Here is a 13,324-nt window from a genome sequence, read left to right as displayed (position 1 = left end):
AAAGACCAATAAAATGAGTTGCAAAAAAATCCGCTTGCCTTCATGGCAAACGGATCCTTGGAGAAATTTGCTTTTGACGTTTTTGTTTCTCAACGGTTTGCTGTTGGCCTAATGTCTTGACCATTGTCCGCGTTTTTGCGAAACCATTTTCAAGCCGCCAAGAGAGTATAAATATTTCACCTTGGTAAATTCCTTCAATAAAGCGGCAGGAATTCCCGAGGCTTTCATACCTGCTACATCCCCGACTCCAAGATCTCTTCCAAGAGAAGCCAGCGTGCCTTTCAGGTTCGGAGTGAATGGGCTAAGGGGTTTTCCCTGGATAAGATTACAAATATTTTCTGCCGCTTTTTCTCCCATCTGACTTGCAATTTGCGCTGTCGGCGGATACGGCTTGCCATTCTCGCCGATAAACACCGCACTGTCGCCGATGACAAATACATTTTCAAAATCGACTGACTGCAGAAATTGATTAATTTTTGCCCGTCCACGATTATCTGCCTGAAAACCACTTTGGGCAACAAGGGGATTTGCTCGCACACCCCCTGTCCAAATAATCGTTTTTGCCTCAATGGATTCGCCAGATGCCAATTCGACCACATCTTTTCCAACGCGAACAATTTTCGTATTTGTACGAATATCGGCACCTTTTTTGGTCAGCACATCATACGCAACATGCTGCAATTTTTCATTTAACATTGGCAGGATCACCGGGGCCGCTTCCAAATTGATGATTTCCACTTCATCTTTTGGCACTGCATATTTGGAACACAACTCGGGAATCCAGTCGACAAGCTCACCGACCAATTCGATTCCCGTCAGGCCCGCACCTCCGACGATGACTCGAAGTTTTGTCGGATCTTCATCTTCTTTATAACTGGCAAACTGTTGTTCAATATGTTGTCGAATTTCTTTTGCCGTATTCAAGCTTCTTAGCAGAAAGCTATGCTCGGCTAATCCTGGTATGCCAAAGAATTCCGGCGCATTTCCCAGTGCAAAAATCAAGTAATCATACGTATGCGTTCCTTGGTTTGTGAGCACTTGATTTTCAGTCGGCCTGATCTCGGAAACTTCCGCTTTAATCACCTCGGAAGTCGGTGCAGGCAAAATCTCCGACAGTTGCACCGCATATTCGTCAACATCATTTCTTCCGCCGGCCGCTTCATGGAGCAATGTTGTAAAGTGATGGTAGGTATGCTTATTAATAATCGCAAAGGGTTCTCCCGCTTTTTGCAAATATACAGCAGCAAGCAACCCTCCATACCCTGCGCCTAAAATTACTATTTTCGCCATTTGCGTTTCCTCCCCCACCCTGCATCGTCGATACCTGGTAAAAAGGTACAGTTGTCAGTTCCCTAGCCTGCCATCTGTAGTGTTTGCTCTATGGCGCATGCCATGCACACTCCGAGTGTCTTCATTTTTCCTTCCTTGTCGATTTGCGGTACCATTGACGATTTGCAATTCTTACTCATAGTATAGAGAAACAAACCTTAAAAAGTTCCTTTTTTCACAAACTTTTGTCACATTTTTTTCAAAAATATACTTTCATGATGTGTGTTTAATTGAAAAATGTGTGTGCAAAAGTGGTTAAACAATTCCGCGACGGAGTTGACGAAGTTTTTCCACTTTTGAAGATTTGCTCATAATTTATGAACGGGGTTCGATGTATTGGGAACCACTTTCGGTAAATTTTCATTTTTATTCCCATTTTCATTTTCAGTCTCCGATGAAAGAAGAAACTTCCCGGCATGCTCCAAATTCCAAGCACAGCCAAAAGTAATTTGTAAAATAACTAACGAAATTTGCGTATATCGAAACAAATTTCTCAACAATGACGGCATGCAAAATTCTCCAATACCAAGATAGAGTCAGGTTCATCTAGTATCGTGTCCTTGTTTTCTTTTTCTATACAAAAACAAAAACGGCCTGTCTTCATAAATGAGCCATGCAGCGGCAAGCGCATAAATCCCCAAAGACCAGGTTACTTCCTGTTGATTGAAAGAAACGATATAGATTCCTGCATGATTCATGAACCATACAGGCGGCACATCGAGAATCCACAAGAGCGGATGCAGGATAAAGCCCATTCCATAGGCAATAGGCGGCAATACAAGAGATGTCGCAAGCAAAATCAAGATGGCTATCATGACAAGGGGAATCAATGGCTCATAAAGAAGATTTGCAAGAACCGAATAGGGTGACCATTGTTTAAATACATACAATTGGATCGGAATGGTAGCAGCAGTAGCGGCGCAGTATATCTCCATATTCATGTGCCGCAGCAGTGGTATGTTCATGAATCGTTTTTGAAAGCTTGATGAAAACAAAATTAAAAATAATGAAGCCATAAAGGAAAATTCAAAACTTAGATCAGCAATGGAAAAAGGGTTCAACCATGTACAAACAAGACTTGAACATGCAAGTGCTGTAAGAGGATCTGATTTTCTGTTGCAAATATCCCCAATCAATTTTATATTTCCTGCCAAAACTGCACGCATGACAGAAGCGCCCCCATCCGCCAACCAGCCAAAACAGGTAATGAGAACACAGGTCAATGCGTTCGATGCGCGAAACGGTATGCGAAAAAAACGGAATGTCCATTGCAACGGGCATATCAATAATTCGATATTCATTCCGGAGACAGCTAAAATATGGGAAATACCCAGAATTGTAAAGGATTGTTTTACATCCGGACGGATCCCATGGGTATCTCCGAACATCAATCCAAATACAAAGGATACATCTTCTTCCGGCAGTACGTTTCGCAATTTTTCATAAAGAATGTTCAGGATTTTCTGTCGGACAGCGGGCCGTTTTGAAGCGATTTGCCATGGGGATGATTGCAATTCTCTGGAAGAAATCGGCCGAGACGGTGCAGATACAATATATTGAGGCCGTGTTAACTCATGTACACGTCTCCATATATCTGGCATTTGCAATGACTTCCCTTGAGGAGTTGCCTTTTTTACAAAAAAATATCCGGAAATGGCGTCTCCCCGCTGAAGCGGAGCCATGGAAGATCGTTCCGTCTGTCGTTGGATCTCCGCTGGCTGGAATAAGAAAATGGCAGGTTCTCCATGCTTGGATACAATCTTCACAGGAACTTGCCGCCAAGTCGGGCGCTTTGTATACATTGGCTGGCTATCCACCTGGATGCTCATCCATTCTACCTGACGTCCACTTTTGCCACTTTTAATTGGTGCTGTGTGAATCAATGACTCCTCTGTGGATAAAGCAAGATAGGATTTCCAGCCGGACAAAACGAACAAAAAAAGAAGTACGTGCAGTGAATAGTCGGGTGGTTGTATCGAATGTTTGTATCGATTTCTCCTGATTCGTGTTTGAACAAATGAAAATAATACAGATACTCCCCACAAGCAAGCGTTCATGATCCAAAAACGGGTACTCGCTGCAATCAAACCTAAGGACATCCCGCTCAGACTTGTAATGGCAATAACCAACAATGAGCGACTAATTTTTGCATTCATCGCGATTTTCCCCTCTTTTGTAACAGAATTGTAATGAAAAATAGACAAAAATCTAGCAAAAGTTGCTATTCAAACTGTTGGTAGTTTGATAGAATATAAAAAAAAACTAAAAATTTGCCGAATCTGCACAAAGTTTGTAATTGTTTTACTTATTTGGCAGTACGGGGGATTCTTTTTGGGGTGAATCACATGTTGTGATGGGCTACCTTTCTTCCCAAACCCGTCAACTAACCTCGGAGGCACTGAAAGGAGCTTTATTTTGTTACGGAAAGTTTTGGCATCTTGTGTTTTTCTAGGAACTGTTGCATCTGCAGCAATCTTGCCCTCTGCCGCATTTGCCGACACCCTCGGTAACACTGTATTGCAATATGGTTCCACAGGACCTGAAGTTACTGTTTTACAGCAACAGTTAAAAGATCTGGGATATTTTCCGAGTACGGAAGACACCACCGAATACTTTGGAAATATTACGAAACAGGCAGTATTGGCTTTTAAAAAAGATCACGATTTAAATGAAGCCGAAAAAGTAGGAAAGACAACGGAAGGTGAAATACTGAAAGCGTTGAAGAAAGCTGGAATTTCAGAAACGCGAACATCAGATGTACGCACAAAAATCATTCAAATCGCTAAAGGACTTGAGGGTACACCTTATGCGTGGGGCGGAACATCCCCAAGCGGGTTTGACTGTTCCGGTTTTACAAAATACGTTTTCTCACAGATTGGAATTGATCTGCCTCGAACGTCAGAAGACCAGTACAACAACGGAACATCGATTGATAAATCTGCGTTAAAACCTGGCGACCTCGTATTTTTTAACACGTACGGATCCGGCGCTTCCCATGTCGGCATTTATTTGGGGGGTGGAAATTTTATCCATGCAGCAAGTGAAAAAGTCCAAATTGATTCTATCGACAACCCGTATTATTGGCAAAGCCGCTATGTAGGAGCCAAATCTGTCATCAATCAATGACAAGCTGAACAATCATACATAACAGGAAGAGCAAAAGGGCTGCCAATGGGACAAGCAGCCCTTTTGCCATCGTTACTTCTTCTGCCCTTTTTGTTGAGCGGAAGAAGGGGAGCCCATCATAGAATTGGCTGCACCTTGTGTTCCAGGACTTTGTTGCATATTTTGCTGGTACACTTTATATGTGGGCTCTTCTTGTTCGAGTTGATTGACACGATTCCGCAAAGGGTTCACGATTTGTTGCTCCATGGTCTGTGCTAATTGGGAATACATCTGTTTCGCATTTTGATTCTCCGTATCCAGTGCAAATGTTTTAAAGCTGCTGACAACCGACTCACACTGCGCCAACGTTTGATGCATTTTGATACCTACTGTCATAGATCGTTTCCCCTTTCGAATGTGGTTTGTCAACCCTCTAATAAATTGTCCGATTTCGAAAGAAGCCATTCTGGGAAATAGAGTCAATGACTCATCAATGAACCGTGATTTGATCCTTGATCTTGTCCAACAATTTCACGCCAAATCCTTCAATGTTTAACAGATCTTCGGCCTTTAAAAAAAGCCCATGTTGCAATCTATATTGAACAATTTCTTTTGCCCGTGTCGGCCCGATTCCGGAAAGTGTATCCAATTCTTCCGCAGTGGCTGTATTGATATTGATTTTCTTGGTGCCAGCCGCTGTCGATTTGTTTGCAGGTACCGGAATCGCCGGAACATTGACTTCATCCCCGTCCACTAATGCGGTTGCCAAATTGACGGTTTCTGTATCTGCATGTGTGTTTAATCCGCCGGCTGCCTGGATCGCATCCGCCACCCTTGAGCCAGTGGGCAATGTATACAATCCCGGCTGGTTTACCGCACCTTTGACATCGACTTTTATCGCTGCTTGTTTGAATGCCGTACTTGAACCATTGACATTTTGGTCATATGAATATTTGCTGTTCGTTTTTTTGGCTCCATACTGTTGTGGAATCGAAGACGAATTCCCTTGATCCTGCTGCCGATGGGTGTATGCATATATAACCCCAATTCCAAAAACGATGAAAAGCGCCAGACTAATCAACCATCGTTCACGCCGCGTCAATGTTTGCATTTCCTCTCACCCCTCTATAACACTTTCGACTTTTGGCGGAAAGTTCCTTTTTTACAATTGAGAAGAAGTATATAGACGGATGTAGCATAACATGATAACATAGGTTTGCTCCTTTTTCAGAAGCATAGTACAATAGCTAAGAGCGAAGAAAGCGAGGAAGTTGCATGATTACACCGAGCATGGAGGATTACCTTGAGAAGATTTATGAATTGATGAAGGAAAAAGGCTATGCGCGGGTATCGGATATCGCTTCATCGCTGGATGTACAACCATCTTCCGTTACGAAAATGATTCAAAAACTGGACGAAAAAAACTTTGTTACATATGAAAAATATCGGGGAATTGTGTTGACGCCACGCGGAGAACAGTTGGGCAAGACAATGAAGCAGCGGCACAAAATGCTGGAGCAATTTTTGCGCATGCTTGGTGTTAGCGAGGAAGCCATACAAAAAGACGTGGAAGGTATCGAACACCATGTGAGTCCAAGTACAATGAATGCCCTCAAAAGTCTTGTCTTGTTTTTTGAAGAACATCCGCACTGTCTGAAAGAATTTAGTGATTTGCATCTTCAACTTACAGATATCAATCAAATATCGGATCAATAAAAACCCTTTGCACAATCCATTCTGTGCAAGGGTTTTTCATATTCCTGCCATTGTTTATTTTTCTGCTATTGTTTTCCGCTGCTGCCCGTCGCAGCTTCTATCTGACGTTTCTTCCCAACGCTTCCTCGCGATGAAAAAATAGCGTTCCGTTTGTTCCGACACCTGCTCCCACGTAAAATCGGCAAAACATTCGATCTCACTAAACCCGGCTTGTATAAGCAATGTTTTGATGAACAGGTGGTCATAGGCCCGCTGTCGATGTGACTCGTCGAACCTTTGATAAAGACCGTTTGCTTCCTTTACGAAAAACACCAAATCATGTTCAATGACTTGCTGTTCCGGATCCTTATGCGTTTCCCAAATGTACGTATATTCTTCACATTCGTCAAAATACAGAGAGTCGCCATAAAGTTCCGCGATCTTGTACGGTGTATGAAGATCAAAAAGAACCATGCCGCCATCTGTTAATGCTGAATGAATCTTGCGAAATGCACGGGCTAATTCCCGTTCGTCTACGATATAATTGAGAGAATCACAAAAGGACACTGCCATGTCGACAGTCTGCGGCAATTCGAGTTCGGCCGCCCCCATTTCACACAAATGGATCTGATTGCGCAACTTCCCCGTGAGTTTCTGATCCAGTTGCAGCAACATGAGGGGAGACGGATCCATTGCATACACTTCATATCCCTGATCAGCAAAAAACAGGGAGAGCTTCCCTGTTCCACAACCGATGTCGGCAATTTTCTGCGCTTGCAGCGAATAGCGGCGGATTGCTTCCATAAAGAAAGTCTGCCATTTTTCATACGGTGCATCTGCCATCATTTCATCATAAAAACGAGCAAATATATGATATGCATTCATGTGTGTTCAAACCCAATCCGATTCGTTATTTGGTTATGATTCGTTATTTGATTCTGTTGCGATTGTTTTATACCTGCATGACAAGTTGGGCATCTGCCCAGAGCCGTTCCAGATTATAGAATTCCCGTTCCTCTTGGCGGAAAACGTGGACGACAACATCACCGAAATCGAGCAAGACCCATTTTGCTTCATCCAAACCTTCGGCGCCTTTACATGGTATATTTTGTTTCCCTAATTTTTCGCGAACCTCTTTGGCGATCGCTTGAACTTGAGTGTTGGAGTTGCCGCTACATATGACAAAATAATCCGCAATGACAGACAATCCATGAATGTCCAGAATTACCACGTCTCGTGCTTTTTTGTCTGCAGCCGCATCCGCTGCCAATTTTGCAACTTCCATCACCTTTGTGCTCATTCACACGCCTCCCAAATCGTGTACAAAGGGATTTTGTACACTTTCTTGTAGTATATTCAAAAAATTATCGCCGGTTCTCCTGCATGACCCCAACTTGCCGCCAAAACTCATTGCGTGCTGCCACCGTCAACGGTAGTATTTCCTTTTTGCGATCTAATAAAAACCGAATCGTTCCATCAAATTGAACGGCTAACGCATGTTCCAGACTTTCTTGTGCCAGGATTCTGCATTCTTCAACACCGGGATACACACGCCCTGGCTCAATCGCATCCGCCAGACAAATCACTTTTTCAAATATGCTCATTTGCGGGCGGCCAGTCGTGTGATAATAGATGGCATTGGCAATCTCTTCGTCCCGGATTTGAAACCATTCTTCCAGGTAATGAGCGACAATCGGTCCATGCAGCAATTCCGGCATGCTTCGGTATTCTTCCGGCAACTGCAACGGTTTGCTATATGCTTGCAATTTCTCCGGCGGCCATTCCCGTGCAAAATCGTGCAGCCACGCCGCCAGTCTCGCCTGTTTCGCATCTACTCCATACTGAATCGACAATCGTTCCGCTGTTTGCACAACACCCTCGACGTGCTGGAATCGATATGGACTCAATGCATTTCGGATGCGCTCTCGAATCTCGGCTTCAGACATAAAGTCCATGCTCCTTTATATAATTATAAACGGAATGGGGAATCAGGTCTGCAACCCCCAATCCCATTCGCAATCGTTGACGCAGCCAAGTCGAAGATACATCAAACACCGGAGTGTCCAACCATCTGACATTTTCAAAATAAAATCCAAGCGTTTCCAATTTCCTCTTCACATCTTGCGCTTGGTACTCTTGCCTTTGAAAAACACCAAGAGTAAACTCCTGCATCAAATCGCGAGCCCGATGCCAAGTGTCAATCGTTGCAAGACTATCAGCTCCGCATAAAAACAAATAGGTATCGGATCGACGGGCTTGTAATTGTTTTAACGTATCATAGGTATAGGACGGCCCGTCCTTTTCACCTTCGATTGTTGAAAGAGAAAAATACGGCCGATCCGCGATTGCCAGCTCAACCATCCGCAACCGATGATCATAGGAGGAAAGAGGTTGGTTGGATTGTTCATCTTTGTGCGGAGGACGGTATGCCGGAATCCATAGGACTTGATCGAGTTCCAGTTCCTCCCTGGCCAGTGTGGCCATAATCAAATGCCCAATGTGAATCGGGTCAAACGTTCCTCCATAGACTCCGGTACGCATATACAAAACACTTTCCTTTTGCTGTCAATACTTATAAAGGATGTTCAAAAAGTAGTCAAAACTCCACGGCGGATTGCTTTGCCGAATCCCCAAAAGGCTTACTCATGTACCAAACACGTACACTCCGTCCCTTTTCGTGCTTCGGCTTCGCACTCCTAGTGTCTTACTTAACCACTTTTTGAACACGCACTTATCGAGGCAGTTCGATTTGTTTCCGCTCCTCGGATTCCCTATAGAGAACCACTGTCTTGCCGATTAGCTGAACCAATTCCGCTTCCGTTCCTTCCGCCAATTCGGCAGCAACCGTATCCTTGTCTTCTTCGCAATTCTGCAAAATCGAAATTTTGATAAGTTCATTCGCTTCTAAAGCAGCGTCCAACTGTTCCAGCATGTTTTCACTGACTCCACCTTTCCCGACCTGAAAAATAGGAGTCAAATGGTGTGCCATCGAACGCAAGTATCGTTTTTGTTTGCCTGTTAACAAAGAATTCATTCCGCCTTTCATTCTGCCTGCTTTGTCATGCTATAGTATAGCACATGCGGAAAAAAAAGAATAAAAATCAGAGGGATTGCAGCAATGCATCCCACATAACCGCAATCGGCGGCTCCATGCCAGTCCATAGACGAAATGCTTCCGCGCCTTGGTATACCAGCATTCCAATGCCCCCGTGAACCTGACATCCTCGCTTTTCTGCCAACTGCAGCAGGCGGGTTTGCCGTGGATTATAGACCAAATCACTGACAATCAGATGTTCCGGCAAATAGTCGGCAGGCAATGGCGATTCATCCGAATTCGGAGACATGCCGACAGACGTTGTATTGATTACGATCGTAAAATCTTTCATCCGCGCAAATAGCTCAGACATGGGAAGAGCATAGGTGTTTGGTTGAATCTTCCCAATCACACGAGCCAATTCTTCCGCTTTTTCAAATGTTCGATTGGTAATACAGATTGCATGTACACCGGAAAGCGCCAATTGCGTAGCGATTGCGCGAGCGGCCCCGCCCGCACCCAGCACCAAGACATGTGCACGATTGAGATCGATGTCTATCTCTTCCCGCAAGGATTGTACATACCCGATTCCATCCGTATTTGTCCCGATTAAGCGGCCGTCCTCATGTACAATTGTATTGACCGCGCCAATTAATTCAGCTTCTCTTGTGATGTCATCCAGATATTTTATAATCGCTACTTTATGCGGAATTGTGACGTTAACACCGCGAAATTGCAGCATGCGAACCGCTTTGACCGCGTCTCCCAATTTTTCCGGCAAAATATTGAATCTCTGATAATATCCGTCGATGCCTAACGAACGAAATGCCGCATTATGCATCACCGGCGATTTGGAATGATGCACGGGATAGCCAAACACTCCAACCAAAATTGATTCTTCTGCTTTTTGCTGTTGCTCCATTCCTGCCACTACGATTTCTCTCCCATTTCTCACAACGTACGATTTTATTTGAACAGTACTAGATAATTCAAAAAAATGCAACAAAAAAGCGATAAGTCCTGAAAGGGCCTATCGCCTGAATTCCATATTCAATTCAACCTGTCCCTCGGGAAATTTCAAACGCAAATCGTATAGCGTATATCCTTCAAGCTCAGGGTAATGATTGCGTACCACAGCTACTTCTTTCCGGATTCTTTCAATAAAATCCTCGACCGTCATTTGTTTGCCTTTCATGTTTTGATTCATCGTATGTACGATAACTCGTTTGTTTGTCGATTCATTGACCGGATTGACTGCATGACCGTACATTGAATCCCTCCTCACCTAGATACTACAGAATATGCGGCAAATTCAAATATATTCTTAAACGCAGACAAGGTTTTAGGAGGGTCTTTCCACTGCCATGATCATGCAACGATCGGATTACAGCAATGTTTTACGAATCGTCACATCAATGCCTCTCGGTACATGTACTTTTATTTCTGCGCCTTGACCTTTCACAGCCACCCATCCGATGCCCGAAATGACAACATCCCTGGTCCCCGCTTTGGGCATGGAGAAGGAATGTGTCACCAGATCACGCAACGAGTCGCTGCAATTCCCGCAAGGCGGCCGTAATAGTTCACCCACATGGCGGTCATAGAGGTCATCTGCCTGTTCCAATTTGGTTCGATGCACATGCAGGGAATTCGCAACATAGCAAACAAAGGATTGATCGGCGCCACTTACAAAATCAATGCGCGCAAGTCCACCGAGAAATAACGTTTGGCGGTTGCGCAGCTGGTAAATTTTCGGACGGATTTCCGAGTTGGGTGTGACATCTTTTAAACAAGCCGGACAAATCACATCCGAAATCCGGTGTGTTGTCAGGATCCCCGGTGTATCGACAAGCTTTGTTTTCAAAGCCGGTATCGGAATTTCCACAACAGACAGTGTTGTGCCCGGAAAACGTGAAGTTGTCAAAAGGGAGGACCGCTCGCCAAACGATGACACCAACGCATTGATCAATGTGGACTTGCCAACATTCGATACGCCTGCAACGTAGACATCCCTTTGTTTCGCCAACCGTTCCAACGCAATCCGAATGTCGCCGATTCCTTTTTGCTTTTTGCTGCTGACCAGACAAATCTCCTGCGGATCCAGATGTAGACGGTGCAATTCATCCCGCAGCCAATCCCGTACCCGATCCAAAGACGTTTGTTTTGGCAATATATCCACTTTATTTGCTACGACAATCAAGGGCTGATTGCCAATAAACCGATGCAAGGAAGGCAATACGCTTCCTGGAAAATCAAACAAGTCGATGACATGTACGACAACGGCGCGCTTTGTCGCAATACTGCTCAAAATGTCCCGAAAGGTCTGCTCTTCGATGGCAACAGGCGAAATTTCATTATAATGTTGAATGCGAAAACACCGTCTGCAAATGGGCGCCTCTTGTTCCATTACAGGGCTTGGCACATAGCCGGGTGCGTGTGTGTCTTCCGTCTGCAAAGCAGCCCCGCACCCCATGCACACCTCCTTTGTTACCTCTGCCACGTAATCAACCCCTTTTTGCGCAATAGATTCAGCACAACATGTTCAACTTTCCTCGTAAAGCGAGTACCGATCCATTCTTCTTGAGAAATCGGCGCCACTAATATGGTGAACATCCCCATACGATTGCCGCCGGCAATGTCCGTAAAGATTTGATCGCCGATCATGACCGTATCATGCTGATTGGCGCCAATCATCGCCAGGGCCTGTTCAAAAGCGCCGCGCCGCGGCTTTTTCGCATCTGCGATGCAGGGAAGTCCAAGCGGTTTCGCAAACGATTCCACACGTGTCGCATCATTATTGGAAACAATGCACACCTGAAAGCCGTGTTCTCTCACCCGATCCAGCCATTGGACCAGTTTGGGCGTGGCATCCGGTGCATTCCATTCTACCAATGTATTGTCCAAATCTGTCACAATGCCTTTTATGCCGCGTGCCTGCAGAGCCTGCAAGTCAATATCAAAGATCGACTTTACAAACAAGTCAGGGACAAATTGTCTTAACATATCACACCTCGAATTCCAACATTCACAATACTTGGATCGTATCATACATGGTGGAGAATTGTACAACAACTTTTGCACATGCTCGTTTATGAAAAGCATGTTCATAACGTACTTTCATTATCCCGCTCCCAATCGATTGCTCGTATTGCATATTGTATTGCATTCTGGCATCAGTTCATTAAAATGGGTATAGAAAGGTAGGCGTTCTGCCATGACATATATCGTACACGATCTTGTCAAAGATCTCTCGTTTCAAGTAGCTGCAGGTGAAAATGGGTTGACACGCAAGATTCATCGCGCTGATGTCATCCGCTGCGGATTGACACTGACCGGTTTTTTTGAAGGGTTTAGTCCAGAGCGAATTCAGTTGATTGGAAATCAAGAGTCATTATATTTGCAGCATTTATCCAGTATAGAACGGTATCAAAGGATTGAACGGATGTTGTCATATGGGAAGGAAACCCCTTGTTATGTGTTTTGCCATGGGGTTGTACCTGATCCTGAGTGGATCCAATTAGGGAACGAATACAAGCTGCCGATCCTTACATCAAACGCCCCCACAGTACGGCTCGTCGGACAAATCTTGAATACGCTGGAGCATGTGTTTGCGCCTGAAGTTTCAAAACATGGCGTGCTTGTAGAAATTTACGGTGTAGGCGTGCTCATCACAGGTGAATCGGGGGTCGGAAAAAGTGAAACGGCGTTGGAATTGGTCCACCGCGGCCATCGACTGGTGGCAGACGACCGCGTAGATATCAAACGCATTGGTGATGAATTGCACGCAGAAGGTGCAAAATTGACAGAACATTTATTAGAGGTACGAGGCCTTGGGATTTTAAATATGCAGACGATGTTCGGCGCCGGTAATGTCCGTGCCCGGGAAAAAATCAACTTGATCGTTCATCTTGATCCGTATGCGCCTGACAAACCATACGATCGCCTGGGAATCGATGAACATACGGTAGATATCTTGGGTGTACAAGTTCCCCAGATCATCATTCCCGTGTCGCCCGGGCGCAACATCGCCATGATCGTAGAGTCGGCAGCCAAAAACAACCGGCTGAAGCGAATGGGATACAACGCCGGCCTGGAGTTGTCCAAAGCAATTTTACAACAAATCCATCAGCCATGACGGAATGCGGTTGTATCGGCAAACGA

Annotated in this window: 16 protein-coding genes and 1 riboswitch; of the genes, 3 read left to right on the top strand and 13 right to left on the bottom strand. The window is 44.7% G+C overall.

Annotation, left to right across the window (positions count from 1 at the left end; genetic code table 11):
- Positions 1 to 108: 108 nt before the first annotated feature.
- Positions 109 to 1,290 (bottom strand): NAD(P)/FAD-dependent oxidoreductase, encoded by a 1,182-nt coding sequence (locus LSG31_RS13315; protein ID WP_347435586.1) that lies wholly within the window; start codon positions 1,288 to 1,290, stop codon positions 109 to 111.
- 581 nt (positions 1,291 to 1,871) lie between these two features.
- Positions 1,872 to 3,485: a ComEC/Rec2 family competence protein gene (locus LSG31_RS13310; protein ID WP_347435585.1), complete on the bottom strand. Its 1,614-nt coding sequence runs from the start codon at positions 3,483 to 3,485 to the stop codon at positions 1,872 to 1,874.
- 105 nt (positions 3,486 to 3,590) lie between these two features.
- A riboswitch (cyclic di-AMP (ydaO/yuaA leader) is annotated at positions 3,591 to 3,742 on the top strand.
- 2 nt (positions 3,743 to 3,744) lie between these two features.
- Here LSG31_RS13310 and LSG31_RS13305 point away from each other — a divergent pair.
- Entirely contained in the window at positions 3,745 to 4,455 is a 711-nt protein-coding gene (locus LSG31_RS13305) for a C40 family peptidase (protein WP_347435584.1), read from the top strand.
- A 72-nt stretch (positions 4,456 to 4,527) separates the two neighbouring features.
- Here LSG31_RS13305 and LSG31_RS13300 read toward each other — a convergent pair whose 3' ends face one another.
- Together LSG31_RS13300 and LSG31_RS13295 are read right to left on the bottom strand one after the other, a co-directional pair.
- Positions 4,528 to 4,830 carry a DUF1657 domain-containing protein gene (locus LSG31_RS13300; protein WP_347435583.1) on the bottom strand — a complete coding sequence of 101 codons (303 nt, stop codon included), beginning with the start codon at positions 4,828 to 4,830 and terminating at the stop codon, positions 4,528 to 4,530.
- A gap of 94 nt (positions 4,831 to 4,924) precedes the next feature.
- Entirely contained in the window at positions 4,925 to 5,545 is a 621-nt protein-coding gene (locus LSG31_RS13295) for a helix-hairpin-helix domain-containing protein (RefSeq protein WP_347435582.1), read from the bottom strand.
- 164 nt (positions 5,546 to 5,709) lie between these two features.
- On the opposite strand from LSG31_RS13295, the gene mntR reads away from it, so the two are divergent.
- Entirely contained in the window at positions 5,710 to 6,150 is a 441-nt protein-coding gene (mntR, locus tag LSG31_RS13290) for a transcriptional regulator MntR (protein WP_347435581.1), read from the top strand.
- A gap of 54 nt (positions 6,151 to 6,204) precedes the next feature.
- Here the strand turns inward: mntR and LSG31_RS13285 are convergent, their stop codons facing one another.
- From LSG31_RS13285 to LSG31_RS13245, 9 genes are all read right to left on the bottom strand, one after another.
- Positions 6,205 to 7,014: a class I SAM-dependent DNA methyltransferase gene (locus tag LSG31_RS13285; protein ID WP_347435580.1), complete on the bottom strand. Its 810-nt coding sequence runs from the start codon at positions 7,012 to 7,014 to the stop codon at positions 6,205 to 6,207.
- Between the two features lie 67 nt (positions 7,015 to 7,081).
- Positions 7,082 to 7,429 (bottom strand): ribosome silencing factor, encoded by a 348-nt coding sequence (gene rsfS / locus LSG31_RS13280; RefSeq protein WP_347435579.1) that lies wholly within the window; start codon positions 7,427 to 7,429, stop codon positions 7,082 to 7,084.
- 64 nt (positions 7,430 to 7,493) lie between these two features.
- Complete coding sequence (yqeK, locus tag LSG31_RS13275; RefSeq protein WP_347435578.1) at positions 7,494 to 8,075, bottom strand: bis(5'-nucleosyl)-tetraphosphatase (symmetrical) YqeK; 582 nt, start codon at positions 8,073 to 8,075, stop codon at positions 7,494 to 7,496.
- Entirely contained in the window at positions 8,068 to 8,670 is a 603-nt protein-coding gene (gene nadD / locus LSG31_RS13270) for a nicotinate (nicotinamide) nucleotide adenylyltransferase (protein ID WP_347435577.1), read from the bottom strand. Before nadD ends, yqeK begins: the two co-directional genes overlap by 8 nt.
- 190 nt (positions 8,671 to 8,860) lie before the next feature.
- The gene (gene yhbY, locus LSG31_RS13265) at positions 8,861 to 9,154 is read right to left on the bottom strand and encodes a ribosome assembly RNA-binding protein YhbY (protein WP_347439510.1); all 294 of its coding nucleotides are present in this window, start codon (positions 9,152 to 9,154) and stop codon (positions 8,861 to 8,863) included.
- Positions 9,155 to 9,230: 76 nt separating this feature from the next.
- Positions 9,231 to 10,085: a shikimate dehydrogenase gene (aroE, locus tag LSG31_RS13260; protein WP_347439509.1), complete on the bottom strand. Its 855-nt coding sequence runs from the start codon at positions 10,083 to 10,085 to the stop codon at positions 9,231 to 9,233.
- Between the two features lie 108 nt (positions 10,086 to 10,193).
- Positions 10,194 to 10,433 carry a hypothetical protein gene (locus tag LSG31_RS13255; protein WP_347435576.1) on the bottom strand — a complete coding sequence of 80 codons (240 nt, stop codon included), beginning with the start codon at positions 10,431 to 10,433 and terminating at the stop codon, positions 10,194 to 10,196.
- 114 nt (positions 10,434 to 10,547) lie between these two features.
- Entirely contained in the window at positions 10,548 to 11,663 is a 1,116-nt protein-coding gene (yqeH, locus tag LSG31_RS13250; protein WP_347435575.1) for a ribosome biogenesis GTPase YqeH, read from the bottom strand.
- Complete coding sequence (locus tag LSG31_RS13245) at positions 11,651 to 12,166, bottom strand: YqeG family HAD IIIA-type phosphatase (protein ID WP_347435574.1); 516 nt, start codon at positions 12,164 to 12,166, stop codon at positions 11,651 to 11,653. Before LSG31_RS13245 ends, yqeH begins: the two co-directional genes overlap by 13 nt.
- Before the next feature lie 211 nt (positions 12,167 to 12,377).
- On the opposite strand from LSG31_RS13245, the gene hprK reads away from it, so the two are divergent.
- Complete coding sequence (hprK, locus tag LSG31_RS13240; protein WP_347435573.1) at positions 12,378 to 13,298, top strand: HPr(Ser) kinase/phosphatase; 921 nt, start codon at positions 12,378 to 12,380, stop codon at positions 13,296 to 13,298.
- The last annotated feature ends 26 nt before the right edge of the window (positions 13,299 to 13,324 follow it).

This window comes from Fodinisporobacter ferrooxydans (assembly GCF_022818495.1).
GTDB classification, from domain to species: domain Bacteria; phylum Bacillota; class Bacilli; order Tumebacillales; family MYW30-H2; genus Fodinisporobacter; species Fodinisporobacter ferrooxydans.
This window is presented reverse-complemented; position numbering and strand designations above follow the sequence as displayed.

Coding starts and splice junctions, on each gene's coding strand:
- LSG31_RS13255 (WP_347435576.1), bottom strand. CDS start 10,433: ATGTACGGTCATGCAGTCAATCCGGTCAATGAATCGACAAACAAACGA.
- hprK (WP_347435573.1), top strand. CDS start 12,378: ATGACATATATCGTACACGATCTTGTCAAAGATCTCTCGTTTCAAGTA.
- yqeK (WP_347435578.1), bottom strand. CDS start 8,075: ATGTCTGAAGCCGAGATTCGAGAGCGCATCCGAAATGCATTGAGTCCA.
- aroE (WP_347439509.1), bottom strand. CDS start 10,085: ATGGAGCAACAGCAAAAAGCAGAAGAATCAATTTTGGTTGGAGTGTTT.
- nadD (WP_347435577.1), bottom strand. CDS start 8,670: ATGCGTACCGGAGTCTATGGAGGAACGTTTGACCCGATTCACATTGGG.
- LSG31_RS13245 (WP_347435574.1), bottom strand. CDS start 12,166: ATGTTAAGACAATTTGTCCCTGACTTGTTTGTAAAGTCGATCTTTGAT.
- LSG31_RS13300 (WP_347435583.1), bottom strand. CDS start 4,830: ATGACAGTAGGTATCAAAATGCATCAAACGTTGGCGCAGTGTGAGTCG.
- mntR (WP_347435581.1), top strand. CDS start 5,710: ATGATTACACCGAGCATGGAGGATTACCTTGAGAAGATTTATGAATTG.
- rsfS (WP_347435579.1), bottom strand. CDS start 7,429: ATGAGCACAAAGGTGATGGAAGTTGCAAAATTGGCAGCGGATGCGGCT.
- LSG31_RS13295 (WP_347435582.1), bottom strand. CDS start 5,545: ATGCAAACATTGACGCGGCGTGAACGATGGTTGATTAGTCTGGCGCTT.
- LSG31_RS13285 (WP_347435580.1), bottom strand. CDS start 7,014: ATGAATGCATATCATATATTTGCTCGTTTTTATGATGAAATGATGGCA.
- LSG31_RS13310 (WP_347435585.1), bottom strand. CDS start 3,485: ATGAATGCAAAAATTAGTCGCTCATTGTTGGTTATTGCCATTACAAGT.
- LSG31_RS13315 (WP_347435586.1), bottom strand. CDS start 1,290: ATGGCGAAAATAGTAATTTTAGGCGCAGGGTATGGAGGGTTGCTTGCT.